The organism is Paenibacillus sp. J31P190, assembly GCF_059692075.1.
In genome coordinates this window covers 178,690-204,854 of record NZ_JCAUAS010000010.1, presented here as the reverse complement: position 1 = coordinate 204,854, position 26,165 = coordinate 178,690, and the positions used below count along the sequence as shown (strand labels likewise).

Here is a 26,165-nt window from a genome sequence, read left to right as displayed (position 1 = left end):
ACCTTTGGATTAGATCACTTCACTTTTCTCCGCCACAAACGGATGTGCGTACTGACCGCATAACACGGCCCCTTGCTCTACTACGACCTGCTTGTCCAAAATAACACGGTCCAAATACACGCTCGCTTCAATTGCACAATCATGCATGATGACACTATTCTTAACACTGGCGCCTTTACTGACGGTCACACCTGGAAACAAGATACTGTTCTCCACATAGCCTTCAATCCGGCAGCCATGAGCGACGAACGAATTGCGGATCAGCGCGTCATGGTTACAAGCCGTTTCTTGTTCTTCCTCTTTCCGCGTATAGACAAACTCTTGATTAATCATGAATTGCCGCCAGCCTTGCGGTTGCAGGAGATCCATACTGTGCACATAGTAACTGTCTACGGAATCCATAATCGCCATATACCCATGATTGGCATAGCCTTGTACATGAATATCTGCGAGATGAGCCCAGATAACCTCTTTCAGATAGATCTCGCTCCCGTGCCTCAAGCTTCTCTCAATGAGATCAATTAGTAGTTTCCGCTCCATAACCATTGTGTCCAAATCGATATTCTGCGGTGTTAAGCACGGCAGAGCATGATAGGTGGGAGAGGCGCTGATCACGCGGCCTTGATCATTCATCTCCAAGTTGTAAGCGTGACCAATATGAGCATGACGGTCAATCTCTGTCAAATGTTTAAAAAGAACCGTAATTTCCGCACCGCTGCTGAGGTGATAGTCGACCATATTTTCAAAATTAGAGCGATAAATAACGCTGCTAGGCGCAAGCAAAATATAGGTTTCAGTGCATGACTTTAGGTAATCGAGATGACTGTACAAATGTAGGAGGTCGCCATGGCCGACAGTTCGCGTATCACTCGCAGGATCAATCCATAGGGAGAAAGGCGGGAGAATAGAGACCCCTCCTTCTTCCGAAGCATCTAAACCCCAGTGATGCCCGTCACCCACATGTTCAAGCAGCGAATCCGCCTTCGAATTGGCCAGAACGACGACTTTCTGAATGCCCGAATTGCTCATATTGGAAAGCGCGAAATCGACCAGTCGATACCGACCGGCAAAAGGCACAGCAGCGACACAACGATTGCGTGTAAGCGTTGATAAATCATCCTGTTCATTCATGAGATTGATCATGCCAAGAACATTTTTCATCATACACTCCTCCTCGAAGTTTTGCGTTAGCAAGACTTGCATCGTAAGCATTAACTGAGTTTTGCGTTAGCAAAACTAGCTTCGTAAGCATTTACTACCTCGATTAACCGAAATTCAGCCTCGTATCCGTCAGCTTAGCAGGTATCACAGCTGGATAATGGCGTCCTACCACTGTTTTCTCACCTACGGCAGTAATCTCTGTACCTCCTGGCTTACCTACAATAGCTCCATCTTTAATAATAGATCCTTCTCCAATAACGGCATTAAGAATAAGTGCATTTTTTCCAATCTGAACACCCGGCATGATGACACTGTTCAGGACTCTACTATTTTCTCCAACCCTAACGCCATCAAATAGAACAGAATGACTTACATTACCATGAATGGCTGCGCCGTCTCCTATCACCGCATTGTTCACTCTGGCACTTAGTGAGACATGGCTTTTCGGAAGATCACGCTCTTGGGTTAGCACAGGCCATGTATCGTGATCCAATTGCAGCCTTGGCGTATAACCAAGTAAATCCATATGGGATTCCCATAGGCTTTCAATCGTACCGACATCTTTCCAATACCCTTCAAAAGGATAAGCGGATAAATGGGCCCCTGCCGCCAGCAGTCCAGGAATAATATCATGACCAAAATCATGACTAGACGTCATATCTTTCGCATCTTGTTCGAGGCATGCCTTCAACACTTTCCAATTAAATATATACACGCCCATGGAAGCCAGATTGCTAACAGGTTTGAGCGGTTTCTCAGCAAATCCGGTAATCCGGTGATGCTCGTCCGTATTCATAATGCCGAACCGGCTTGCCTCTTCCCATCTCACTGGAATAACCGAAAGCGTTGCATCAGCTCCAGAAGCTTTATGATGCTCGAGCATAGCTCTGTAATCCATATTATAAATATGATCGCCAGAAATAATTAACACGTAGCTTGGATCATACGAACGAAGGTAGGATATATTTTGATAAATGGCATCCGCTGTCCCCGAATAAGCATCAGGCGCGCCAACCTGCCTTTCCAGAATGGAGATACCGCCGCTTTCGCTCGCCATGTCCCAGGCTTCCCCATTGCCAATATGAGTATGCAAAACAGCAGGTTTGTACTGCGTGAGCACACCAACTGTATCAATCCCAGAATTACGGCAATTGCTCAAGGTAAAGTCGATGATTCTATATTTTCCGCCAAAATGAACAGCTGGTTTAGCGATATTTTTAGTTAAAGGACCCAATCTAGTACCTTGACCGCCAGCTAATAGCATGGCTACACATTCCTGTTTTTTCATAGTCATCTCATCCTTCCTTTGGAATATATTTAATTACGATTGCTGCAAGGGGAGGTATTGATACCGTTATGCTGTGTGGACAATCTTGGCATGTCCACTCTTCAGAGACTAGCGTACTGTCGTTCGTCACGCCGGATCCGCCGAATTCTTGCTTATCGCTATTAAAAACCTCCTGATAACGCCCGGGCCTCATCACCCCTAGTCGATACCCCTCATGAGCCTCAGGCTTGAAATTACAGAGGATGATGAGCTGTTCATCGCCATTTTCCGAGTTCCGAATGAAAGTCACCAGACCATCGCTTTTATCCTCCGCGTTAATCGGTTCGAAGCCGCTCGGGTCATAATCCAACTCCCATAAGGCTCTCTCCGCTATGTAGAAGTGATTCATCGTTCTCACAAAATGCTCAAATTGCTGATGTTCTTCGAATTTCATTAACTCCCATTCCAGCGAAGCTTCCGAATTCCAATCATCGATCTGACCGAATTCATTCCCCATAAAAAGCAGCTTTTTGCCCGGATGTCCCATCATATAGGCGTACAGCACTCGCAAATTAGCGAAACGCTGCCAGTTGTCGTCACCTGACATTTTACCGAGAAGGGATTTGCTGGAATGAACCACTTCATCATGCGCATAGGGGAGAATATAATTCTCATCCCAAGCCTTTAGCAGCGAATTCGTCAATTGATCTTCCTGACTGCTGCGTTCTTCCTGATTTTTCTTCATATACTCAAGTGTGTTCCACGTAAAGCCTAAGTTCCATTTGTAATTAAAGCCTAGTCCGCCATTCTCGACGGGAGCAGTTACGCCTGGATAAGAGCTCGTATCCTCCGCCATCATCAGAGCATTGGGATACCTAGAGAATACGACGGCATTCAATTTCTGGAGGAAGGCAATGCCTTCGAGATTCTCATCGCCGCCCTGTTCATTCACAATACGGTCCTCTTCTTCTCGATCAAAATTCAGCGATAATATGCTATAAACCGCATCCACTCTTAACCCATCAATATGATAAACATCCATCCAAAATAGGGCATTGGAGATTAAGAAACTAAGAACCTCCGGTTTCGCATAATCGAATACCTGTGTCCCCCAAGTAGGATGTTCACCCTTTCGGCTGTCTGCATATTCATAAAGCGGTGTCCCATCGAATCGGGTCAAGCCGTGAGCATCTTTGCAGAAATGTGCGGGCACCCAATCCATAATGACGCCAATCCCCTTCTGGTGGCAGCGGTCTACGAAGTACATGAAGTCCTTCGGCGATCCAAAACGACTAGTCACTGAGAAATAGCTGGTTACCTGATAGCCCCAAGACGCATCCAAAGGATGTTCCTCTAACGGCATCAGCTCAATATGCGTATAGCCGCGTTCGTGTACATAATCGACCAGCTCGTCAGCTAATTCCACATAACTGTAGAATCCGCCGTCATCCTTGCGCTTCCAACTGCCCAAATGCACCTCGTAGATAAGGAGCGGCTGTTGTAGAAATTGATTTGACGTGTTATTCGTCAGCCAATCCTCGTCCCGCCATTCATAACCTTCCAATGAGGTAACAATCGAAGCGGTTCCGGGTCGAAGCTCGGAATGAAACGCATAAGGATCTGACTTTAGATAGCATTCATCGTCCAAAGTGACGATTTCATATTTATATAGCGTGCCTTCACCGAGTTCCGGAATGAACAGCGTCCATACGCCATCTGCTAACGACATCTGGTGATTGCTGCCATTCCATCCATTGAAGCTGCCTGAAACGTTAACCTGCTTGGCATTTGGCGCCCAAACTGCAAAGTTAACCCCCATCTGACCACTGCGCTCTTCCACATGGGAACCCAGAAAATGGTAACTTTGATACTGTGTACCTTCATGTAACAAATATAAAGCGTCTGAACTGGCTTCCGATGCCAATGTCGTCATCCCAATTCCTCCCAACGTGTTGGACTGATACTTCTTATTACACGCCTTCGGGTCTATTGAAACAAAAAACGCACAAGTTTTATTCGCCATTTGGGATAAAACTTGTGCGTTCGTTACTGCTATAAACCTACTCGTCGCCTATCTCCTGGCTGAGACGATGTTTTTCATCGCTAACGACTACGTCGTAATCATAACCAAGCACATATCGTCTTGCGGAGAACCTGTTTTGACATAAGGATAAATACGCTCAACCAAGCCATCGGGATCGTGCGTCGTCGTCTCCTTCAAGCTTCCCATGATTTTGGTGATGCCGTCCTCCTGTTCATCATCGAGCCACTCCGACAGGCCGTCTGTGAACAAGACAATCCGGGCTTCCTTCTCATAGGGGATCACACCTTTGGTAATCTCAATCCCCTCAAAAAAGCCGAGTGCACAACATCCTTCTGTCAGCAATTTCACTTCACCATCCAGAAGGGCGATGCCAGCGGGATGTCCGGCATTCACATACTCAATCGTGCGCTGTTCCGTGTCCAAAACCATATAAATCGCCGTAAAATAATAATTAATCAGATTATCTGATTGATGTAGCTGATTCATCCGTCCGTTCAGCTCACGCATCACGCCTTCCGGATCACAAATGTTCGTGATGGTATCCTTCAAAGCCGAATAAATGTACATGCAGACAAGCGAAGACGAAATGCCGTGTCCCATCATATCCAGCAAAATAATCCCATGCCGATTCGGTCCAATCGGATACCAGGCATAGAAGTCACCCGCGAGCTCAGAAGAGGGTTTATAGACTGCTGAAATCTGAATATGCTCATCCTTAATGGGGCTGCTCAGTACACTAAGCTGTACTTGTTTGGCCAAATCAAGCTCATACTTAATCCGCTTGTCCCGCTCTTTGTGCCAATCCTTCTCATATTTCAAGCGGAGCGTAGAACGAATACGCGCAAGCAGCTCCACCTTATTAATCGGCTTCATCACATAATCGAGTGCCCCGGCATCCAATGCTTCAGCCAGCTTATTGGAATCCCCCATCGCCGTCACGAAAATAATCGGAATATCCCGGAACCTTTCGTCGGCTTGAACTGTTCGACAAGCTTCCACCCCATCAATTTCCGGCATCATCATATCCATGAGAATCAAATCAACCGGCACTTCAACCGTGCTTGGTGAATCCATATCTAATAATTGATACAGCTCTCGGGCAGAGGACACCATGACTAAATCGGTGTAACCGGCTTTCAGCAGGATTTTTTCAATAATAAGTAAATTTGTCGCGTTATCGTCTACTATGACAATACTCATTGCTCAAACCCCTTTCGGGTAAAAGTTTACGGAAACCCTCAACGTAGTTTACCATAATTTATTCTCAAACATGTTGATCGTTTATTTTATCTACTACCCATTTGAAAAAAATTCAATCACTAAGATGCTTGGCCACCTTGCTTATATAATGAAACGGAAATAAAAAGGAGCTTTTGGTGTTTCAAATGAAAGAAAGAAGGTTACATCCTAGTATGAAGCATGGCAACACCACAACACCCAAACTAAAGGAGAGATGACTCATGAGTGAAGCAGTCGGAACAAATAACAAAGGCGGACTATTGTTAGGTTTAGTAATCGGCGGCGCTGTTGGCGCGATAACCTCATTGTTATTAGCCCCTAAAGCCGGGTCGGAGCTGCGTGAAGACCTGTCGAATACGTATCGCACATTCAATGATAAAACAAGCCAATTAGCTTCCGCTGTAGGTCAGAAAACACAGGATATTGTCTCGACCGTAAGCGACAAAACACAGGATATCGCATCAGCTGTTAGTGAGAAGACTCAGGAAGTTGCTTCAGCCGTCAGTGAGAAAACAAAGGATATGGCGAACTCCGTTAGCCATCAAGCTTCAGAAGCCGCTGATAAGGCCAAAGAAAGCAAACAGCTTGTAGCTGAATCTTTGCAGGCCAAAACGAATTACCAAAACAATCAACATTAAGGTATCACATAGATTCGTAAGGACTTCGTACGATTGGTCGTATGCTTGAATGGAGGAATTACAATGGATAAAAGCACTCTGCATCAACAGTTAACCGATTTGGGGTTAGATCGTATCGAATACACAGAGAAATCGGTCTATAAATTCGATATTTATCACGATGCCACATCAGCCGCCTATCCGCTTACATTAACCACATACACCTCTGAGCATGGGAATACAACCGTTCATTTCCATGAAGCCGACTTTCAAGAGAACGAATTCGTTCCTCTGCAAGTTCGCCGGACGGCGTTGGACAAACTAATTGAATTAGAGCGGATCTGTAACGGTTCAGCGAGCAAAACCTTGGCAGAAGCCAACAATGGCTCCATGGCACAGGATATGGATGAAATGAAGAAGCTGGGTAATGAAATGAAATATATGAAGACCAATAGCGAACTGCTGGAAAAGAATATGATTCCTGATCCGATTCAGTAACTAAAGGATAAACGAAAGAGCGCGGAAAACGCGCTTAATCTGGAGCGCCAGAGCAAATAAGCGCGTTTTCCGCGCTTACAGCCGAAGCTATGCGAGCCGAAGACCGCTAACTGACTCTGAGAAGTCGGAAATCGACTTCTCAGACAGATCATCCCGCGCGTCCATGCAGATTAAGCGCCCTCAACCTGTTAAATTCCTACACAAAAACAAAAAAAGAGCCTCAATTCCATGAAAATGGAGTTGAGGCTCTTTTTTGCTCTTTCTTGCTCTTTCCTGCTATTTCATTTACCACTCGGCTACGGTACCATCAGCTTGACGCCAAACGGGATTTTTCCAATTATGACCAATAGCTGCCATCTCTCTTACTTTATCTTCATTGATCTCGATGCCAAGACCAGGCGCAGTTAGATTGGCTACGAAGCCCTCTTCATACTTAAACACAGAAGGATCTTTCAAATAATCGAGCAAATCACTGCCTTGATTATAGTGAATGCCGAGACTCTGCTCCTGAATGAAGGCATTCGGAGAGCACGTATCCAGCTGTAGGCAAGCTGCCAAAGCAATAGGGCCTAACGGACAGTGCGGCGCAATCGCAATATCGTAAGCTTCCGCCATCGCGGCGATTTTGCGTGTTTCCAAGATGCCTCCAGCATGGGAAAGATCGGGTTGGATAATGTCCACGATGCCTTGGGCCAGCAGCTCTTTGAAGCCCCAGCGCGTGTACATCCGCTCACCAGTCGCAATCGGACACGAGGTGTAGCGAGCGATCTCTTTAAGCGCTTCATTATTTTCAGGCAAAACAGGCTCTTCAATGAACATTGGCCGGTACGGCTCTAGTTCCTTGACGATGATTTTGGCCATCGACTTGTGGACGCGGCCGTGGAAATCGATGCCGATGCCCACGTCTTTGCCGACGGCTTCGCGTACCGCGGCAATACGCGCAATAGCTTCATCGACTTTGCTGATGGAGTCGATGTAGTGCATTTCCTCGGTGGCGTTCATTTTCACCGCTGTAAATCCAGCTGCGACCTGTTGTTTGGCCGCTTGACCTACGTCGCTCGGGCGGTCCCCGCCGATCCACGAATAGACACGCGTCTTGTCGCGGCAAGCGCCGCCAAGCAGATCATAGACGGGCGCATTGTAGAATTTGCCCTTAATGTCCCAGAGCGCTTGCTCAATGCCTGAGATTGCGCTGGTTAAGATCGGTCCTCCGCGGTAGAAGCCGCCGCGGTACAGCATTTGGAACATATCCTCGATCCGCATCGGATCCCTGCCAATGATATGATCGCTCATTTCCATCACCGCGGCTGCAACGGTATCCGCCTTGCCCTCTACAACTGGCTCTCCCCAACCCGTAATGCCTTCATCCGTTTCGATTTTCAGAAATAACCATCTTGGCGGCACCTTAAACAGTTCCAATTTCGTAATTTTCATGATCATCGTCCTCCTCTATCCCATGTTGAATTCGCTGGGCAAGACCAAACTCCTCTCACCCGTCAGCGGTTAATTTGTTCTCTACGAATATTGATCTCGGTACTCTTGCGGAGTCATGCCATAATGCTTCTTGAACGCATGGTTAAAGGAATGTGGACGTTGATAGCCAAGCTGTGTCGCGATTTCATAAATCTTATCCTGACCATTCTTCAGCAAATAAGCGGCTTTATCCATACGTGCATGATTGACGTAGTCGCTTAAATTTTCACCCGTTTCAAGTTTGTAGATCTTCGATACATACACCGGATGCATGTACACATGATCGGCAATCGATTGTAAGGAGACGTCGCTAGCCAGATGCTGATCGATGAAAGACCGGATATCCTTGATCAGCGTTGCACGGCTATCTTGCCTTTCTTGATCCATATCTTCCTTCATGCGCCTCAAAGAACGGATCGACCATTCGCGCAGCTGGTTCACCGTACGAAACGGTATACCTTCCATCATCCGGTCATAATCACCGCCAATGAGCTGATGCAGCTGCCTGCCATTCTTATGTGCAATGTAAGCAAAAGCGGATGCGATCGAGAAATAAACCTCTAATAGATGTTCCTGAGATTCGGAAAATCTGACTTCCATTTCATCAAAAATACGAGACAGCTTCTCCTCCGTATCTTCCCATCTTGCTGCTTCCAGCAAATGATTGAGCGTTGGCGGTTCATATAGCCTTTGCAGGGCTGACAGTTCGGCCTGAACAAATTCATCACCAAGCCGCATGAACAGCTCGTGCTCACTCCCGATGCGTTTGCGAAAGGCACTAAGCGAGCTATTGTAGAGCGCATTGATTTCGGTCGGGAACTCGCCCCAACTGCTCAGGAGGATGGATATCTTGCCTTTCAAATAATTCTTCACGGCCGATTGAAGCACAGAAGCCGTACGTTCCAGCCAAGCAGCATCTTCCTTGTCAGGTGTTTCCTGCTTATGCTTCATCACAAATACCAAATAATCGTGAGCGTCCTTCGTATGCCAGCTATCGAATTTTTCAGAAAATAGTTCGTGGGCCATATTACTAATCGCATATTCCATTAACGATAAATGACCGGTATCATATTCCAGGAAATTCGATTCCAACCGAACCATCATCAATACGCATGCATGCTCATGATAATCAGGGAGCTCCAGAATCTGCATTTTTTCTCGAAGTGACTGCTCCGATATTTTGTGCCCTTGAAGTAAATCATTTAATAAGTTCCCTCGAAGTAAAGGGAGGTTTTCCTTGAATGTATACGTAAGACGCTGCGTAGAGATGACGGCCTCCCATTCCTTCTGCAGCTTCTCCATCACACGGCTGACAGTAGCCAGTAGAGCTTGTTCAGTGACAGGCTTCAGCAAATAATCCTCCGAGCCCTGTAGAATCGCTTCTTTGGCATAGTTGAAATCGGAGTACCCGGACAAAAGAATACACTTGGTCTTCGCCCAACGACGGTTGATCTCGGCAATTAATTGTAAGCCGGAGATCCCTGGCATCTGAATGTCCGTAATCACGATATCAATCGACATTTGCTCGAGCAGCTCCAGCGCTTCTTTACCCGAATAAGCCTTAAAAACCTGCTCAATCCCAATAGATGCCCAGTCAATCGTAGACTGAAGCCGATCCACGACATGCGCTTCGTCATCGACAATCAACAGTTGAATCATCGTTTTATCACCTCTGTGGCTAGATCACTCTCCTGCGAATTATGTTTCCAAGTCAGCACTGCCCTTAAACCGCCGTTAATTAATCGCTCAAAAGTAAGTCCGGAGCCTTCCCCGAATTGATAATACAAACGGTGGTGGACATTCCATGTTCCACAGCCAATCTCATCGGACATTGGAGCCTCCAGCTGTTTTAGCAGCTTATCTAATCCCGCTTCATCCAACCCTCCGCCGTTATCCTCAACAATCAGTCGGTTCCAGCCGTCTTTTTGCTCACCGGTAATCGTAATTCGATCACCTTCTGCGCTGCGCTCAATCCCATGGACAATGGCATTCTCTACTAACGGCTGTAAAATAAGTCGGGGAACCCATTCGCTGAGCATCTCTTCCGGCACAGATATCTCGTATTTTAACCGGTGTATACGGAGATTCTGAATCGTTAAATAATGGCCTACCAAATCCAGTTCTTCTCGCAACCGTACGCTTTGTTTTTCCACTCTAGTGGTGTAACGGTAAAACTCAGCTAAATTTTGCGACATCGCTACGACCGATTCTTTGTCTTCCATCTCTGCTGAATTGATAATGAAGAACAAGGAATTATACAGAAAATGCGGGTGAATCTGCGATTGCAGCTGCTTCAAAGTCGCTTCACGTGAACGTATTTTCTCCGCATAAACATCCTCTACAAGCACTTGAATTTGCTCGGCCATCTCATTAAATCGCTGGATGAGGAAATCAAATTCATTTTTGGCTCTATACGCGATCCGAGCCGATAAATCGCCTCGCTTCACTTGCTGTACACTTTGAATCATCTTGCCAATCGGAATTTGCACGTTGCGATATAACAAGAAAGAAGCCAGAATACTCATCACAAGCAGCAGACCAATAGAAACGTAAAACAATTTACGCGTCATCGTAATAGGAGAAAGTATCTTCTGCACAGGTACATAATCAACCAAGTACCAATCCAACTGTTCCGATTTGACAATGCTGATCAAATATTGCTGATTCGCGATATCAAATTGAACTTGGCCGGTAAGCGGTAAGCCTTGACCAGCCAATCTTTCATGGATTGTATGCGTAATCGACGGATCAGACGAGCTGTTGAAAATCGCCCTATTCTGTCCATCAATTAAAAAAGGATCGCTTCGTTTATCTTGCTTGTACACATCCAACAGTTGAATCATATTCTGCACGCTGAACCTTACTTGATACAGCACATTAGCTTGACTGGCAATTTGGGCACGAATCGGCTCACTGATTTCCCTAACGAACGACCCTATCCCATTGTCGCCCTTGCGTTCCTCATACGTCCATGTTCGCTTAATCGGGCTGTCCCAAGGCCAAGCATCCGTCCCATTCACAAAAATACTGGAAGATAACACTTGCTTCCCATGTGGAATGGCAATAGTCAGTTCATTCACCCATCCGCTGGAGACACTTTGGAGGCTAAGCTTTTGTATAATACGCGACTGTTCTTTCAGCATGTCATAATCGGGCGACTCATTCCTGTCGATAAACTCCCTTATGTAAGGATCGCTGCCGAGAATGACCGGTGACATTGCTAATCGCTCCACGTCCACATCCAGTTGATGCATGAAGAAAGACAGCTGATTTAAATTCGATGACTGAATCTGGTCTTGAACAACGTTATTCGTTATCCGATTCGTATAGCTGTAGAGCAGCACGATAGGGATAAGAAGTAGGATCAATAGGATGAGAATTTTGCTGAAAATATTAAGTTTATACGGCACGCTGGATTCACCTTCCATGCTTCTGCTAAGCTTTCTAACTTAGAGTTAACTATACGAGAGAAGTCATCCAAAGAAAAGGCGACGACTACCCTCGTATCGTTATGTCTTCGTTATTAGCCTTTAACTGCACCAGCAGAAAGTCCGCTTACCACATAGCGTTGGGACACTAAAGCAATGATCAGAACTGGAAGTGTAATGATGCAGGCCGCAGCCATCAACGCGCCCCAGTTGATTTCGGAATAGGACATAAAGTTAAACACAGCGATCGGCAATGTTTTTGTTTTGTCCCCTGCCAAAATAACGGAGAACATAAAATTGTTCCACGAAAATATGAAGGAGAGCAGCGATGCAGTGATGACACCTGGCCCTGAGATAGGCAAAATAATGCGTAGAAACACTTGATGATGCGTACATCCATCGATAAGACCAGATTCTTCAATTTCCGTAGGAAGCGCCTCAAAAAAGGAAATCATAATCCAAATAATAAACGGTAATCCAACGAGCATATGACTAAGAATTAACGCTGTATACGTGTCTACCAAATGGATCTTGGAGAACAGGATGAACCAAGGAATCAAGAATGTGATTCCCGGAATAATTCTCGCAACTAAGATGAGAAGCCCCAGCTTGTGAAGGTGATGTCTTGCAATGGCATATGCTGCAGGAAGACCTAGGATAAGTGACAAAAGCGTTGAACCAGCTGCAACAAGGAAACTATTCCAAATAAACTTCAGGAAATTGTACTCTTTGAATACACTGACATAGTTATGAAAAGTCGGTTTGAAAAAGAAGATATTGCCCGTCGATAAAATCTGTGATTGTGTCTTAAAAGAAGCCAATAACATCCAGATAAATGGAAAACCAAAGGCGATTAGGACTAGGAACGTTAGCAGCGTTAGTATAAATTTTAAGCCCTTCTTTGGCTTCATGATGAGGTTCCCTCCAATCGTTTGCGCATCCATATCATAAATAAAGTCAGTCCCATCACCAGAGCAAAGAAGATTACAAGTAACGATGAAGCCATACCTAGCTTAAAGTATTGGAAACCGAGCACATATCCGTACAAGTTCAATGTTTCTGAAGCAAAATTCGGTCCGCCTTGTGTTGTCGCATAAATAATATCAAACGTCTTGAGCACATCGATTAAGCGCAGCATCGCCGCTACGATGATCGTTGGTTTCAGCAAGGGCAGTGTAATGGAAACGAATTTTCGCCATGCCGTTGCTCCGTCCACATCTGCTGCCTCATAAGGATCCGTTGGCAGTGTAGCTAAGCCTGCCATAATAATGAGAGCAATCATCGGTGTCCATTGCCAGACATCTACAATAACAAGGGAAGGTATAACCTGATTAGGTGAAGCTAGCCATAATAAGGGCTTTAAGCCCATCGATTTGAGCATCATATTCGCTATCCCGATGGTCGGCTCATAGATGAGCATCCACACCAAGCCCATAGCTACCGGTGTTGCTACCATGGGCAGCAGGAATACCGTTTTTACGAGGTTTTTGCCTTTGAATTCCCTCGACAGCAGCAGGGCAATCGCGATCCCCAGAATAATTTCAAGCCCAAGGGCCATGATCGTGAAGTAGAACGTTGATCCTGTTGCATGCCAAAAGCGCTCATCTTTGAATAAGGCGATATAATTTGACAACCCTACAAAGAGTGGCGGAGTTGTTGCGGACATGCTCCACTCATAGAAGCTAATTCGGAATGTATAGATGATTGGAAACAACATCATCAACAAGACGAAGATGACCGCCGGAAGCGTATAAATCCATTTGAGATTGCGGTTAAACCAACTGTATTGCATGACTTCATTCACCCTTCCTGATGAAATTGTACCCTTATGCAAAGGGTGAAGAGGGCCACTTGAGATGACCCTCATTTTGTTGCTTTCACGCTGTATTTATTTCGTTTTATCTTTATCCATAATCGCTTGCAAAGCTGCATTCGCTTTGTCTGCTACCGGCTGAATGTTCGTTTCACCGGTCATTAATTTTTGTACGATTTCACCAACGGCATCACGAGCTTCACCCACACTAATTACCGTCGGACGGTCGTGGTCAACACCGTTTTTGGAGCTTTCTTTAATGATAGGAACAAGATCAGCTGGGAAGCCTGTCGTACCTTCTGGCTTATCCCATACCGATGTACGAGCGCCTGGGTTCCCTTTTTGCTGCGTTTTCATCACGATATCTTTGCTTGTTGCCCATTCAATGAATGCCCAAGTCGCATCTTTGTTACCCGATTTGGCATTCATCGCAAGTCCCCAAGACGTAATACTGTAAGGCTTAGAACCTGCTTTACCGCCTGGCATAACAGCAAAACCAACTTTATCGGCAACTTGCGACTTCGCTGGATCTATCGCATTCTGGTACAGTGAGTTTGCATCCGTTAAGAAAGCAACTTTCCCTTGAGCGAAAATACCGAAAGCTTGCGGCCAAGACATATTGAGTACGCCTGGAGGCGCATAATCTTTAAGTAGCGTGCCGTACGTTGTAAATGCTTTAATCGCTTCTGGCGTGTTAATCGTCGCTTTATCGCCATTCGTGAAGTCAGCACCTTCTGAATATAGGTAGGAAGATACTTGCGTAACTAGCGGTGAACGTTGGCCCCTTGCCACAAAGCCGTACATTTCGCTCTTAGGATCATGCAGCTTCTTCACCGCAGCTTGCAGTTCATCTAAAGTTTTAGGTACAGCAATGCCGGCTTTTTGCAGCAAATCTTTGCGATAGTACAAAATTTCTTGTTCCGTGATAATCGGAATACCAGCTAGCTTCGCATCTACCGTTGTGGAGCCAACTGCTGATTTAGCAAAGTCGGCAAAGTCATAGTTCTTTGCTTTTTGTGCGTAATCATCGAGCGGTTGAAGCCAACCGTTTTTATAGAATAATTTGCCCTCTTGAAGCGGACGATACATGAAAACGTCTGGTGTTGCAGAACCGGATGTAAATTGTACCGTTAATTTTTGTGTCAGCTGATCCTCGAAGAAGCTCTCAACGTTGACCTTGATGCCCGTTTCCTTCTCGAAGTCTGGAAGCAAAGGCTTGATCGCCTCAGCCCAAGGATGGTTCGCTGCCACCAAAGAGATCGTCTTTCCTGCAAAAGGCTTTGCATTAGCTGCGGTTGCTCCTGGTGAAGCTGCTGGTTGTTTCGCCGCCTCCGGCGTGCTCCCGCATCCTGCAACAACCGTTGCTGCCATAATAACTGTCGTGCCAACACCGACCCATTGTTTCAATGATTTTTTCATCTGATATGTGACCTCCCAGGTAATCTGAAATGTATGTGCTTACATATCTAAGAGTACTTGATTCTTATAGTCCGTTATATAACGAAAATTAAACATGCATAACTACATGTGAAGGGAAAAGGTGGGGAGATAACTGCACGCCCTTTCTGATTTTTGCTGCATCCTAAATATGGTACATTGCAAACTTAGATTAATCCGACCACATTTGCTGAATTTGATGCACTTTTTGCATCAAGATAAAAAATGATTTGCTGCCCAAATCAGCGTCTGCTCGGGTGGCGCAGCGACCTTCTATTAACCATAAGGCAACCTTCCTCTGGAAGCGGTATATTTTGTGAAAAGATAAAAAAAAAGCTGCCCCCAAGGCAAGCTTTGGAATTCTCCCATTCATTTCGAGCGGCTTTTTCTTCGGAATCACTAAAAAAGGTTGTTACTGCATGTAACGGACACTAGAGACCTTATTAGCTGATTAACCGCTGTTTCTCAATTCTTACGGACACAGTGGACCTTATTTCATCATATTCTTCCAATTTGACGCCATTACGGGCAAATAAGTGCTACTGTGTCCGTTAGAAAGCGATTTGCTCCTAAAATTCACCGAATAAGGCTTCTGTGTCCGTTAGGGTAAAGCCTAAGCACCTCAGGAACTAAGAATGCCCATTCGGATCATGGATACTTATCTTCCAGTGGCTTCAATGGTTCAGGGTTTTACAGAAATTCACATCAACTGCATTGGTAAAGGCCCCCCATCGGCGAGATGAAACGACATGGCTTGGAACGTGCGCAAAAAGAGGTTGAGCTGCAGTCTTAAACTGCGGCCCAACCTCTTTTGTTGAAAACGTCTCCCCGTAACTATTCAAGTTACCTTCGGATGCACCATGTCTTCCGGACGCACGTAGCTGTCAAACTGCTCAGCTGTTAAGTAGCCGCTGCGCACGGCTGACTCCTTCAGCGTCAGCCCTTCTTTGTGGGCTTGCTTCGCGATGCTGGCCGCTTTCTCATACCCGATATACGGGTTGAGCGCTGTAACCAGCATAAGGGATTGCTCGAGGTTGCGCTGAATGACCTCGCGATTCGGCTCCATGCCAACGAGACAGTTGTCGTTGAACGAGCGCATACTATCAGCCAGCAGCCGCACGGACTGCAGGAAGTTGTGTATGATCACGGGCTTGAACACGTTCAGCTCGAAGTTGCCCTGGCTGGCGGCGAAGCCGATGGCCGCATCGTTGCCCATCACTTGGCAAACGACCATCGTCATCGCTTCGCTCTGCGTGGGGTTGACCTTGCCCGGCATAATCGAGCTGCCGGGCTCGTTCTCCGGGATCGTGATTTCACCGATCCCGCAGCGGGGACCGCTCGATAGCCACCGCACATCGTTGGCTATCTTCATCAAGTTCGCCGCCAGCGCCTTCAGCGCGCCGTGGGCGTACACGATCTGATCATGGCTGGTCAGCGCATGATACTTGTTCGCGGCCGAGACGAAGCGCGTGCCCGTCTCGCGAGACAAAGCTTCGGCGACGCGCGCGCCGAACTCGGGATGCGCGTTCAGCCCGGTGCCGACGGCGGTGCCGCCAATAGCCAGCTCGCGCATCGTATCGATGCTGCTGCGCACCATGCGCGCCGTCTGCTCCAGCATCGCCCACCAGCCGCTAATCTCCTGCCCCAGCGTGAGCGGGGTGGCGTCCTGCAGGTGGGTGCGGCCGATCTTCACGATGTCGGCGAAGGCCGTCATCTTGCTCTGGAGCGTAGCCTGCAGAAGCTCCATCGCAGGCAAAAGCTCCTCCTCCACCGCGATGACGCCAGCGACATGCATCGCGGTTGGGAACGTATCATTCGAGCTCTGCGAACGATTCACATCATCGTTGGGATGAATGCGTTCCCCCCCATCCCCCAGCAATTCGCTGCCTCGATGAGCAATCACCTCATTGACGTTCATGTTCGACTGCGTCCCGCTGCCCGTCTGCCAGACGACGAGCGGGAACTCGTCGTTCCAGCGGCCCTCCACGATTTCATCAGCAGCCTGCGCAATCGCCTCCGCCTTCTCGGGAGTTAACCCGGCTAGCTCGCGGTTCACCTGCGCGGCGGCCTTTTTCAACAAAGCAAAAGCCCCAATCAACCGCACCGGCATCCGTTCCGTGCCAATCTTAAAATTCTCATAGCTGCGCTGCGTCTGAGCCCCCCATAACTTATCCACAGGTACTCTGATTTCACCCATCGTATCTTTCTCAACGCGATAATCTTGCGCCATTATGTACCGCCTCCTGGACCTAGCTTTATATGCAACAAAATAAGTTAACCCATCTAGTGACATCATCAAACACGCAAGGCATAGTTTGCCCACATTATGGAGCAGTATGAGCCTTTTACTGGTTTTCACACCCGTAGGAGAGCTATAATGAACAAAAACACCTGCCCATGTCAGGTGTAAAAGAAGGAGCACATTTTCATGGAATCCAAACTTGATATCATCGTCAGATCAACGGAAATTGATGTGAATGGACACGTCAATAATGCCAAATATTTGGAGTACCTAGAATGGGGGCGCGAAGAATGGTATGAGCAGTCCCAGCTATCCTATGAAACCTTTGGTGCGATGGGGATTCAAACCGTTACCGTGAACATCACCATCAATTATAAAAAAGAATGCAAACAGGGAGATCAACTAACGGTTACCTGCCGCCCTGATAAAATGGGACGCTCCAGCTTCGTGCTGAAGCAAGAGATTTTCAACAAGCAAGGCGAGCTATGTGCTGACGCCCTTGTCACCAGCGTAACGATGGATAGCGCGACACGTAAAAGCCGAGAAGCGCCGGAGGCGTTGCGGAAACATTTTGAATAAAAAAATGCGATCTTACACAGTGTCTGTGGATAACTTTTGACCGATTGTTGTCAGCAGTCCGTCCATGCTTGTCACGTTTTTTTGTTGCCAATAGTCATTCAGCCCTTGCTCGCCTTGTTTCGTCGCCCAATTCTGCAGGGTATTCCGCTCTCCTTCATAGCTATAAAAGGGAACGCTGTAGCCGCATGATGTTTTGACCTCATGGATCTGGGCGACGATAATTTGTCGAGCTCCAGGCAGCAGCGTAAAATGCGGAGACAGTTTCTCCCACTCTGGGGTCCCCGGTAAAACAACCTGCCCCTTCCCATACAGGCGCAGTATCATCGGAGGTCCTTCCACGGCCGTGAACATCAACGTAATTCGCCCATTCTCCTCCAGATGCGCACTTGTCTCATTCCCGCTCCCGGTTAAGTCCAAATAGGCCACTTCATTCGCTGATAAAATACGCAGCACATCATGACCCTTCGGAGAAAGATTAACATGCCCTTCCGCCGATAGCGGTGCCGACCCCACAAAGAAGATATGCTGCTTCGCGATAAATGCTTCATGCTCCGGCAGCAGCGCTTCGAATGATTTCCCCATACGCAAATCATCGCCTTTCCATTTTCTTCTATTATGCTCTCCCTTACGATATTTGTGAAATAGTTAAAATAGACATTCTTTATAGTCTTTACCTATGATATATAGCTACTGTATTCTAATATCAAATAAATAGCCTGTATGTTTACTGGAAAATAGAGACATACTTAGTTAGTCAAAGATAAACGGCTTACGCTGTCCTTTAGGACGAGTGCGTTTATCAGGGTTGATGCGTTAAGTTTAAGTTCAACGTTAACTTATACTTACTAATCAACTGAAACTTAGAGGAGGTGATTTCAAATGTCAACGACCAACAGCAGTGATGATGTGGTAAGCCATGGCATTAATGCCGCACAGGCCAACGCGGAAGATAGCGAATCTAAACAAAAAGTGGAGGAATTAAACTCCTTGCTTCAAGGTACAGCAACAAACTCCAGCGCCAATGAAGAAACGTCCTCACAGGAGTAATCAGCTGCAAATCATTTTAGATGATTAAGAATTAACAACGTTAGATAACCATAAAGCACTGCAAAAAGAGCTTTTCCTGATGGTCTATGAGACCGAGGAAGAGCTCTTTTTTTGGGTTTAGAGAATGATTGGGAGGCTGAGTAACCTATTCTGTAAGCTTCGACCACTAAAGTGCTTTAGCTACTCCATTTTCCACACTTGTGCAGCCCATTCTCTTACTCTTTTACTTCTGTACTCCACCTTGTTAAGCACCACTTTTCCAAACTTCGCTGCTCTACTCCACTATGCTCTACTCACTTCCACACACAACAACTTTTCCACTTTTCTAGTACAGCTACATTCTTCCGCTCTTTTACTTCCTTACTTCCTTACTTCCTCAATACCGCCCATTCCTCCACACTTTTACTTCTCTACATTGAACTACTCACTTCTGCACCCCTATTTCTCAACTTCACTAATACCGCTACACTCCTCCATCCTTCTACAGCTCTACTCCCTCTTGTACCGCCTATTGCCCACTCTTCTACTTCTCTAACCCACACTGCAGCTACTCATTTCTGCACACAACTACTTTTCCACTTCTCTAGTACAGCTACATCCCTCCATCCTTCTACTTCTCCATTTCCTCTTGTACCATCCAATTTCTCCGCTTTTCTAATTCTTTACTCCACCGTATCACGCTCGGCGAAATAAGAGCCTCCAGAGACTGCTATTTCTCTATTTTCATCCCTTTTGATCAAAATAGAAGCTTTTCGAGACTCTTATTTTCGAAAAAAGGGGATTTGGGTGGGTATGTGGGGGGAAATAGAAGTCTTTGGAGGCTTCTATTCTTGTGTTTGTTGTATTTTATTCTGAAATAGGAGCCTTTGGAGACTCTTATTCCCCAACATTCCCGAGAACATTGAACCAAACGCCCACCCACGGAATAAATTGTAGCAAAAACGTATGGATGGATGATGAAAATGAACGGATTAGATGAACCTGTTAGTATACAGACGTACAAAGTGCTTCGTGATAAATTAAACCTGCTCTACCCAGCTGTTGTGAAGCATACGCCTTACACGGCAGAGCTTGCAATGAACACAGCGATTGTTAACGCGGTTAATAAGCAGCTTCGTGAGCAAGGCTATCCGCAAAATCCGCAGACAGACGTGACGGCCCATTATGAGCTTAAGACGAATGAACGCGGCATCCTTAGCTTGACCTTATGGAATTATGCTTTTTCGGGCGGAGCCCATGGACTAACGATCCAAAATGCACTGACCTTCAACACGGAATCAGGCAAAGCCTATGCGCTTAAAGATCTGTTTAAGCCCGGCAGCGATTACGTTACCAGGCTTAGTGCCATAATTAAAGCTGAGCTTAAAACACGGGATATTCCTTTGTTGGTAGAATTTAATAGTATTAGACCAGATCAGGATTTTTATATTGCCGATAAGGCATTGGTCGTTTATTTTCAAGTGTATGAGCTAGCCGCTTATGTCTACGGATTTTTGTATTTCCCTATTTCTGTGTATGCCATCCAGGATATCATCGCTGAAGATGGTCCGCTTGGTAAAATGCTTTATTAGTGCTAGACGCAGACGATAATTTGTCTGCTGAAGTTACCTTTATTGACGGTGCAGCGCTCTGCAATGCGAAATCCTGCTTGCACGATGAGCGGATCGATCTGCTCCGTTGTAACGATAACCGCGCGCTTCGCTAATTGTCGGGCGCTTTGGAGCATTTGCAATTGCTCGTCCTCTGGCAGCTTCGAGCAGAGATTATACGGCATGTCTAGGATGAGCGCATCATAGCGGACCAGCGGGCTGGTCGGTGACTCAGTCACCTGCTCGCCTATGCGTCCAGGGCTGGTCGGTGACGAAACCACCTCACCTACCAAGCCTAGGGTCAGCATATCTGCGATGCTTACCACGTTCGGCATGCCGAAGTGGTCGAGATTCACCCGCGCGCCGCGCACTGCCAGCGGGTTAATGTCATAGCCCACGATGTCGATCCCCATCGACATCGCCTCCACCAGCACCGTGCCGATGCCGCAGCACGGGTCAATGGCCTTCGTGCCCGCAACAATGGGCACGGCAATGTTCACCACCGCCCGCGCTACGCGCGTACTCAGGGCGGTGGAGTAGTTCTGCGGCTTCTGCTGATGCTGAAGCCACACGGCTTCGCCGTAGCTGCAGTGGCCGAACAACCATCGGCCTCCCAGCTCCGTTACGGCGAACCATTGCTCCGGCCGTCGCATCTCGGCTTTGCCGCGAAGATGCCGGCCTATCTCGCGAGCGACCTCGCGCTGGCGGTCAGAGCTGACCGCAGCGTCTGTCTCCGCGAACGCAACCTTGAACGTTGACCCCTGCACGGTCAACGTTGCCACCAACGAGGCCAGCTCCGGCAAGCTGCCGGCCTCGAGCAACACATCCAGCCGCAGCTTTAGAAACGGGCTGCGGCTCGGCTCCACACGACGCGCGCTAACCGCGTAGCGCGCGCCAAGCACTGTCTCTGCGCCCAGTAAGGTGCGCAGCTCTAACTGACACAGCGCCTGCTCGTCTTCGTGGCAGGCGTATACGTATATATGTTCCATGCTTCATCCCTCATTTTACATGTTAAATGCCTAATCAGTTTTGCCTTTAAATTTCCGTTTTCCCGGCACCTAACGCCAAACAGCTACAAAAACTGCTGCATCAACTGCTTCATAAACATATCCGTTGTCTTACATAGGAACATATCCTTACGATACACAAGGCCGACATCCTTCTGGGGAATCGGGTCAATAATCGGGATGCTTCGAATGCCGCCTTTGCGGATACTGTCCACATACGACCTCGGCAATATAGCTCCGCCTTCTACATTGTTTTTAGCCATCTGAAGCAGTGACTCCAGAGTCGAGAGCTCTATCGCTGGCTTCCATACAAAACCAGACTGCTCACAGCAATCATCCATCATTTGACGAACATAAAACTTTTTCTGGAGCATAGCGACTGGAAGCTGGACTAAATCCGCCAAACGAATAGTTTTCGCCTGAGCAAGCGGATGCTTGTCCGAAATAACAAGCCGCAGCTGTTCCTTGTACAACGGGATGTAATGAAACTGTTCATCTTCATCAGGCAGGAAAACAACACCAATGTCAAGCTGGTTGCTCAGCAGTCGCTCTTTCGTCTCCTCGGTAGCGAGTTCTGTCACAGATAGCTCAATTTTCGGGTAAAGAGCATGGAAAGCAATAATCGTCGCGGTGAGTAAATGATTACCAGAGCAGCCAATACGCAGCCGTCCCCGCTGCATACCTTGGATCTCATTAATGGCCGCCTGAGCTTGATTCAACTCATGGAACATGTTCCTGCTGTGTTTATGAAGGATCTCTCCCGCTTCTGTGACGTAAATCTTTTTTCCGATTCGCTGAAAAAGAGGTGATCCTACCCGATGCTCCAAAAGACGAATCTGTTGGCTAAGTGTGGGTTGGCTGATGCCAAGCTTTTCCGCTGCCTTCGTGAAGTGAAGTTCTTCGCATACCGCTAAAAAGTATTCCAACAACCGATGCTCCATCTTGGTATGCCTCCGATCATAGTTATTAACTATGATGGTAATTGATTATTCGCAATTGATCAATGATTGTTATTTAACTATAGTAACGATAACAAGCAAGCACATTCGAAAAGGTGGTTGATGGCGATGTATGGACAGATTCGAATCGAACAAAACCTGAGTTGTAAAGCAAAGCCCCGTTTTGAAGAGGACTTAGGATTTGGACGTCATTTTACTGATCATATGTTTATGATGGATTTCGAGGAAGGAAAGGGCTGGCATGATCCGCGTATTATTCCTTATGGGCCTATTTCCCATGACCCTTCAGCGATGGTTTTTCATTATGGGCAAGCCGTGTTCGAGGGGTTAAAGGCTTTTCGCACGGAAAAGGATGCGATTGTTTTATTTCGACCCGACCAAAATGCACAGCGACTAAACCGTTCCAGCGACCGGCTGCAAATGCCGCAAATGGATGAGAATTTCGTCGTAGGCGCCATTCAAACCCTCGTTCGTGTGGATGCCGAATGGGTGCCCCGAAAAAAGGGGTCCTCTTTATATATTCGTCCTTTTGTAATAGCTACCGAAGCAGGCCTAGGCGTACGTGCCTCATCGCGCTATTCGTTCGTAATCATTATGTCGCCGGTAGACTCCTATTATGAGGAAGGGCTTCAGCCTATCAACATCCTTGTAGAAAGCCAATATGCCAGGGCCGTTCAAGGTGGTACGGGCAATGCCAAAACAGCTGGCAATTACGCTGCAACCCTCAAAGCACAAGCCCTCGCCAAAGAACACAACTGCGCGCAAGTGCTCTGGCTGGATGCCATCGAAAAGATTTATATAGAAGAAGCCGGCAGCATGAATGTCTTTTTCAAAATCAACGGGGAAGTTGTGACCCCAAGTCTTAGCGGCAGTATTCTGGATGGTATCACGCGAAACAGCATCATTCACCTACTAAAGGAATGGGGGATTCCAGTTACAGAGCGGAAAATCTCGATCGATGAGATTGTTCTAGCCTACGAGAACGGAACCCTGGAGGAGGCCTTCGGTACCGGTACGGCTGCCGTCGTGTCCCCTATTGGCAGTCTCCTGTGGAAAGGTACGCCTATGGTGATTAACCAAGGAAACATTGGTGATCTGGTTCGTCGGCTTTACGATACAATTACCGAGATTCAATACGGAAGGATGGAGGATTCTTACGGGTGGACGATTTCTTGTTAGACGCATCCTGCAAAGAAATCAATTTACGCCGTCCTGAGTTGAGATTAGCAAAAAAGACACCTCGCGGGTGTCTTTTTTCATGTGGAGGCTATATAGTAGCTCCTTAGGCCTTTAGATTACTTGGAGCAGCTAACGCTTTGCCATACATGTGTGTGCGAACAGTTCAGGGACAGTCAGAGTAGTGACCTATTTGGCTGACTGCTCATCACGCTCTGATTCCTTCTCTTTCTGCTCAACGAGCTGCCCATCAATATCGATAATATCCTTGCTGTTCATCACATCATCACCGAGAAGATCCCTTAGCTTTTTCTTCGCTTTGCGCTTCACATCGTCATCGATACTCCTTGCGACTGATGCCAGCGCTAACCCCATAGCGCTTAAATCATCTACATATCCAACAATCGGCAGCAAATCAGGCAAGATATCCAGCGGCAAAATGAGATATCCCAGTGCGCCGTAGATTTGAACCTTTGCTCTTAGCGGTGTTTTCGGACTTTCTAATGCGTAGAAGAGCAGCAGTCCGCTGTAAATGACTTTGCTGCCTGCCTTTTTGGCACCCTTTTTCAATTTCCACCAGAAGCCGTCAGGTGAGAAATATTTCTGATATTTGGAAGAGTCCATCGCACGATCACTCCAATCATTTATATATATATATAACCCATATAAAACAGAAATCAAGCATCCCCTGATGATACTCATATGTGCTATGCCGTTAATGTGCTCAGCCCTACGCCAAGAAACTCCCGTTTCTAAGCTTGCTCCTCACTTAGTGAGTCTATGTTGATTTTGTCACAGAATTGAGCACATATGCAAGGAGTCCATGAAGAAAAAAGAACTAGACCGAAGAGTGACTTCTCTCCGACCTAGTTCCAACAAAATTCTAAATAAAATCCCATTCCCACTTACCATCTCGATACATGTTTATATTCCCTTCATTCATAGATGAGGCTACTCCAGTTTTTCTTTTTGGAGTAGCCCACCGTAGTTCATTATTTTTTGGACGCTTTATAAGCATCTAATTGTTTTTGATACTCAGCTATTACTTTATCAATACCTGCTGCTTTTAGCTTATCAATAGCTGCTTTGCTCTTCTGATCATAGTCGATCACCCCATCGTAGATAGGCATAATATCCGATGTATAAACAGCCTGAATATTAGACATCTCAGATTTAACCGCAGTCGGATCGAAGAAGAAGTCTGCTGCGAAGAATGTTTTCGCATTCGGATCTGCGACGAACAAAGCTTTGTTAGCGCTTAACGTATTGGGATCGATACGAATATACTTTAGGTTCCCGATCATCCAGTCTTCCTGCAAATAGAGATTCGTCTTACCGTCAGCATCCTTCAGGTTTTCAATGCCGCGATCGCCGACTTTTTTGTATGTTTTGCCTTCAATCCCATACATGAACAAATCATAATTTTCCTGGGAGGTATATAACCAATTCAAGAACTGTACAGCAGCTTCCGGATGTTTGCTGTTCGCAGCTACAGCATTAACGTTCTTCGCGTTAAACATTCTGTAATGCGGTTTATCCGGATTTAACCGTTGAAGTGTAAAATCATCGTCTTTCATGTTTGGATATGTCTTTTTCATTTCGTTAACGTTATTTGGTGTACCGAATAAAAATGGATATATGGCGCTATTGATTTGCTTATCGATTTGCTCTTGCTTAACAACGAGAATATCTGGGTTTGTAAGCTTTTTCTGGTAAGCTGTACGGAAGAAAGCCGAATCCTTTTTAAATTCTTCTGTTTCAGCCCAGCTCTTAACTTTGCCGTCTTTATCAATGAAAGCAATTTTATCTTTCACTGCAAACGGATATGAGTCATACGCTCGGTGCAGCACATCGGATGCATCACGTAGTCCGCCGCGAATAGGAAGATACGGCTTGGAAGCGCCATGATCTGTTGCCATTACTTTTTCCATAGCTGCAAGCATTTCTTCCTGGGTCTTAGGAACATCCGTGACACCAGCTTGATTCAACAAGATGCGATTCGCCGTAAAGGAACCGTCAACGGCAGGTTCATACCAATAGGATGGAATACCGAACGTTTTTCCGTCTTTTTGTACACCGCTCCAAACGGAATCAGGTATAGCTTTCTTTAACTCCGGCCCATATTTGGCAACCTCGGGTCCAACATCTTTGACAGCTCCGCGACCAATATAATTGGCCAAAGAAATCCAGTCATTCATGACGTGGAACATATCAAAATCTTCACCAGTTGAAAGCTTGAGGTTCAGCTTTTGTTCCCAAGCTCCCCAGTCAATATATTCTTTGACGATTTTCACATTTACACCGTCTGCTTGCAGCTTCTTATCTACAGCGTCTTTTACGGCAGCCCACTCTTTGGGTTCATTTCCGGGTAACACATATTTCAAAGTGACGACTTCTGCTGGTTTTGCCGATTCTTTGACACTCTTGTCTTCTGTTTTTGCCGATGCAGAAGCTTCAGGCTTTTCACTTGTTGCTCCGCAGCCTGCCATAAAGGATACTGCCAACAGACTAGATATTGACACCATGGATAGCTTTTTCATTTGACCCTCTCCCTTTGAGTTAATCTTATATAAACCTCTTCCGAGGAAA

General features: G+C 46.5%; 22 protein-coding genes. 6 read left to right on the top strand and 16 right to left on the bottom strand.

Annotated features, from left to right (window positions below):
- Positions 1–9 precede the first annotated feature (9 nt).
- From glgD to AC58U0_RS19280, 4 genes are all read right to left on the bottom strand, one after another.
- Positions 10–1,161 (bottom strand): glucose-1-phosphate adenylyltransferase subunit GlgD, encoded by a 1,152-nt coding sequence (glgD, locus tag AC58U0_RS19295; protein ID WP_497380592.1) that lies wholly within the window; start codon positions 1,159–1,161, stop codon positions 10–12.
- A gap of 103 nt (positions 1,162–1,264) precedes the next feature.
- A complete protein-coding gene (locus tag AC58U0_RS19290; RefSeq protein ID WP_497380651.1) occupies positions 1,265–2,449 on the bottom strand; it encodes a glucose-1-phosphate adenylyltransferase in 1,185 nt (394 codons plus the stop codon).
- 7 nt (positions 2,450–2,456) lie between these two features.
- A complete protein-coding gene (gene glgB / locus AC58U0_RS19285) occupies positions 2,457–4,361 on the bottom strand; it encodes a 1,4-alpha-glucan branching protein GlgB (protein ID WP_497380591.1) in 1,905 nt (634 codons plus the stop codon).
- Positions 4,362–4,538: 177 nt separating this feature from the next.
- A complete protein-coding gene (locus tag AC58U0_RS19280) occupies positions 4,539–5,672 on the bottom strand; it encodes a PP2C family protein-serine/threonine phosphatase (protein ID WP_497380590.1) in 1,134 nt (377 codons plus the stop codon).
- 260 nt (positions 5,673–5,932) lie between these two features.
- Here AC58U0_RS19280 and AC58U0_RS19275 point away from each other — a divergent pair, with 260 nt between their 5' ends.
- Together AC58U0_RS19275 and AC58U0_RS19270 are read left to right on the top strand one after the other, a co-directional pair.
- Positions 5,933–6,349 (top strand): YtxH domain-containing protein, encoded by a 417-nt coding sequence (locus AC58U0_RS19275; RefSeq protein WP_497380589.1) that lies wholly within the window; start codon positions 5,933–5,935, stop codon positions 6,347–6,349.
- Positions 6,350–6,412: 63 nt separating this feature from the next.
- Entirely contained in the window at positions 6,413–6,826 is a 414-nt protein-coding gene (locus tag AC58U0_RS19270; protein ID WP_497380588.1) for a hypothetical protein, read from the top strand.
- Between the two features lie 285 nt (positions 6,827–7,111).
- Here AC58U0_RS19270 and dgoD read toward each other — a convergent pair whose 3' ends face one another.
- From dgoD to fumC, 7 genes are all read right to left on the bottom strand, one after another.
- The gene (gene dgoD, locus AC58U0_RS19265; protein ID WP_497380587.1) at positions 7,112–8,260 is read right to left on the bottom strand and encodes a galactonate dehydratase; all 1,149 of its coding nucleotides are present in this window, start codon (positions 8,258–8,260) and stop codon (positions 7,112–7,114) included.
- Between the two features lie 81 nt (positions 8,261–8,341).
- Positions 8,342–9,958: a response regulator gene (locus AC58U0_RS19260; protein WP_497380585.1), complete on the bottom strand. Its 1,617-nt coding sequence runs from the start codon at positions 9,956–9,958 to the stop codon at positions 8,342–8,344.
- Positions 9,955–11,709, bottom strand: coding sequence for a sensor histidine kinase (locus tag AC58U0_RS19255; RefSeq protein WP_497380584.1), 1,755 nt, complete (start codon positions 11,707–11,709; stop codon positions 9,955–9,957). Before AC58U0_RS19255 ends, AC58U0_RS19260 begins: the two co-directional genes overlap by 4 nt.
- 113 nt (positions 11,710–11,822) lie before the next feature.
- Entirely contained in the window at positions 11,823–12,638 is an 816-nt protein-coding gene (locus tag AC58U0_RS19250) for a carbohydrate ABC transporter permease (protein ID WP_029196223.1), read from the bottom strand.
- Positions 12,635–13,519 carry a carbohydrate ABC transporter permease gene (locus AC58U0_RS19245; RefSeq protein WP_057304450.1) on the bottom strand — a complete coding sequence of 295 codons (885 nt, stop codon included), beginning with the start codon at positions 13,517–13,519 and terminating at the stop codon, positions 12,635–12,637. The genes AC58U0_RS19250 and AC58U0_RS19245 overlap by 4 nt, the downstream gene beginning before the upstream one ends.
- 96 nt (positions 13,520–13,615) lie before the next feature.
- Complete coding sequence (locus AC58U0_RS19240) at positions 13,616–14,959, bottom strand: ABC transporter substrate-binding protein (protein ID WP_497380583.1); 1,344 nt, start codon at positions 14,957–14,959, stop codon at positions 13,616–13,618.
- Positions 14,960–15,815: 856 nt separating this feature from the next.
- Positions 15,816–17,207 carry a class II fumarate hydratase gene (gene fumC, locus AC58U0_RS19235; protein ID WP_497380582.1) on the bottom strand — a complete coding sequence of 464 codons (1,392 nt, stop codon included), beginning with the start codon at positions 17,205–17,207 and terminating at the stop codon, positions 15,816–15,818.
- A 198-nt stretch (positions 17,208–17,405) separates the two neighbouring features.
- Here fumC and AC58U0_RS19230 point away from each other — a divergent pair, with 198 nt between their 5' ends.
- Complete coding sequence (locus AC58U0_RS19230) at positions 17,406–17,798, top strand: acyl-CoA thioesterase (protein WP_497380581.1); 393 nt, start codon at positions 17,406–17,408, stop codon at positions 17,796–17,798.
- Between the two features lie 12 nt (positions 17,799–17,810).
- On the opposite strand, the gene AC58U0_RS19225 is transcribed toward AC58U0_RS19230, so the two are convergent.
- Positions 17,811–18,380 (bottom strand): pyridoxamine 5'-phosphate oxidase family protein, encoded by a 570-nt coding sequence (locus tag AC58U0_RS19225; protein WP_497380580.1) that lies wholly within the window; start codon positions 18,378–18,380, stop codon positions 17,811–17,813.
- A gap of 297 nt (positions 18,381–18,677) precedes the next feature.
- On the opposite strand from AC58U0_RS19225, the gene AC58U0_RS19220 reads away from it, so the two are divergent.
- Together AC58U0_RS19220 and AC58U0_RS19215 are read left to right on the top strand one after the other, a co-directional pair.
- Positions 18,678–18,845, top strand: a complete 168-nt coding sequence (locus tag AC58U0_RS19220) for a hypothetical protein (protein ID WP_156390057.1) — start codon at positions 18,678–18,680, stop codon at positions 18,843–18,845.
- 962 nt (positions 18,846–19,807) lie between these two features.
- Positions 19,808–20,416: a DUF3298 and DUF4163 domain-containing protein gene (locus AC58U0_RS19215; protein ID WP_497380579.1), complete on the top strand. Its 609-nt coding sequence runs from the start codon at positions 19,808–19,810 to the stop codon at positions 20,414–20,416.
- A 2-nt stretch (positions 20,417–20,418) separates the two neighbouring features.
- On the opposite strand, the gene AC58U0_RS19210 is transcribed toward AC58U0_RS19215, so the two are convergent.
- Both AC58U0_RS19210 and AC58U0_RS19205 read right to left on the bottom strand, forming a co-directional pair.
- Positions 20,419–21,423, bottom strand: a complete 1,005-nt coding sequence (locus AC58U0_RS19210; protein ID WP_497380578.1) for a TRM11 family SAM-dependent methyltransferase — start codon at positions 21,421–21,423, stop codon at positions 20,419–20,421.
- 83 nt (positions 21,424–21,506) lie between these two features.
- On the bottom strand, positions 21,507–22,382 hold the full coding sequence (locus AC58U0_RS19205; RefSeq protein WP_497380577.1) for a LysR family transcriptional regulator: 876 nt from the start codon (positions 22,380–22,382) through the stop codon (positions 21,507–21,509).
- A 126-nt stretch (positions 22,383–22,508) separates the two neighbouring features.
- Between AC58U0_RS19205 and AC58U0_RS19200 the strand changes: the two genes are divergently transcribed.
- A complete protein-coding gene (locus tag AC58U0_RS19200; RefSeq protein ID WP_497380575.1) occupies positions 22,509–23,579 on the top strand; it encodes a branched-chain amino acid aminotransferase in 1,071 nt (356 codons plus the stop codon).
- 186 nt (positions 23,580–23,765) lie between these two features.
- Here the strand turns inward: AC58U0_RS19200 and AC58U0_RS19195 are convergent, their stop codons facing one another.
- Positions 23,766–24,200, bottom strand: coding sequence for a YkvA family protein (locus AC58U0_RS19195; RefSeq protein ID WP_497380573.1), 435 nt, complete (start codon positions 24,198–24,200; stop codon positions 23,766–23,768).
- Between the two features lie 368 nt (positions 24,201–24,568).
- Positions 24,569–26,116 (bottom strand): extracellular solute-binding protein, encoded by a 1,548-nt coding sequence (locus tag AC58U0_RS19190; RefSeq protein ID WP_497380572.1) that lies wholly within the window; start codon positions 26,114–26,116, stop codon positions 24,569–24,571.
- Between the last annotated feature and the right edge of the window lie 49 nt (positions 26,117–26,165).

Coding starts and splice junctions, on each gene's coding strand:
- glgD (WP_497380592.1), bottom strand. CDS start 1,161: ATGAAAAATGTTCTTGGCATGATCAATCTCATGAATGAACAGGATGAT.
- AC58U0_RS19290 (WP_497380651.1), bottom strand. CDS start 2,449: ATGAAAAAACAGGAATGTGTAGCCATGCTATTAGCTGGCGGTCAAGGT.
- glgB (WP_497380591.1), bottom strand. CDS start 4,361: ATGACGACATTGGCATCGGAAGCCAGTTCAGACGCTTTATATTTGTTA.
- AC58U0_RS19280 (WP_497380590.1), bottom strand. CDS start 5,672: ATGAGTATTGTCATAGTAGACGATAACGCGACAAATTTACTTATTATT.
- AC58U0_RS19275 (WP_497380589.1), top strand. CDS start 5,933: ATGAGTGAAGCAGTCGGAACAAATAACAAAGGCGGACTATTGTTAGGT.
- AC58U0_RS19270 (WP_497380588.1), top strand. CDS start 6,413: ATGGATAAAAGCACTCTGCATCAACAGTTAACCGATTTGGGGTTAGAT.
- dgoD (WP_497380587.1), bottom strand. CDS start 8,260: ATGAAAATTACGAAATTGGAACTGTTTAAGGTGCCGCCAAGATGGTTA.
- AC58U0_RS19260 (WP_497380585.1), bottom strand. CDS start 9,958: ATGATTCAACTGTTGATTGTCGATGACGAAGCGCATGTCGTGGATCGG.
- AC58U0_RS19250 (WP_029196223.1), bottom strand. CDS start 12,638: ATGAAGCCAAAGAAGGGCTTAAAATTTATACTAACGCTGCTAACGTTC.
- AC58U0_RS19245 (WP_057304450.1), bottom strand. CDS start 13,519: ATGCAATACAGTTGGTTTAACCGCAATCTCAAATGGATTTATACGCTT.
- AC58U0_RS19240 (WP_497380583.1), bottom strand. CDS start 14,959: ATGAAAAAATCATTGAAACAATGGGTCGGTGTTGGCACGACAGTTATT.
- fumC (WP_497380582.1), bottom strand. CDS start 17,207: ATGGCGCAAGATTATCGCGTTGAGAAAGATACGATGGGTGAAATCAGA.
- AC58U0_RS19230 (WP_497380581.1), top strand. CDS start 17,406: ATGGAATCCAAACTTGATATCATCGTCAGATCAACGGAAATTGATGTG.
- AC58U0_RS19225 (WP_497380580.1), bottom strand. CDS start 18,380: ATGGGGAAATCATTCGAAGCGCTGCTGCCGGAGCATGAAGCATTTATC.
- AC58U0_RS19220 (WP_156390057.1), top strand. CDS start 18,678: ATGTCAACGACCAACAGCAGTGATGATGTGGTAAGCCATGGCATTAAT.
- AC58U0_RS19215 (WP_497380579.1), top strand. CDS start 19,808: ATGAACGGATTAGATGAACCTGTTAGTATACAGACGTACAAAGTGCTT.
- AC58U0_RS19210 (WP_497380578.1), bottom strand. CDS start 21,423: ATGGAACATATATACGTATACGCCTGCCACGAAGACGAGCAGGCGCTG.
- AC58U0_RS19205 (WP_497380577.1), bottom strand. CDS start 22,382: ATGGAGCATCGGTTGTTGGAATACTTTTTAGCGGTATGCGAAGAACTT.
- AC58U0_RS19200 (WP_497380575.1), top strand. CDS start 22,509: ATGTATGGACAGATTCGAATCGAACAAAACCTGAGTTGTAAAGCAAAG.
- AC58U0_RS19195 (WP_497380573.1), bottom strand. CDS start 24,200: ATGGACTCTTCCAAATATCAGAAATATTTCTCACCTGACGGCTTCTGG.
- AC58U0_RS19190 (WP_497380572.1), bottom strand. CDS start 26,116: ATGAAAAAGCTATCCATGGTGTCAATATCTAGTCTGTTGGCAGTATCC.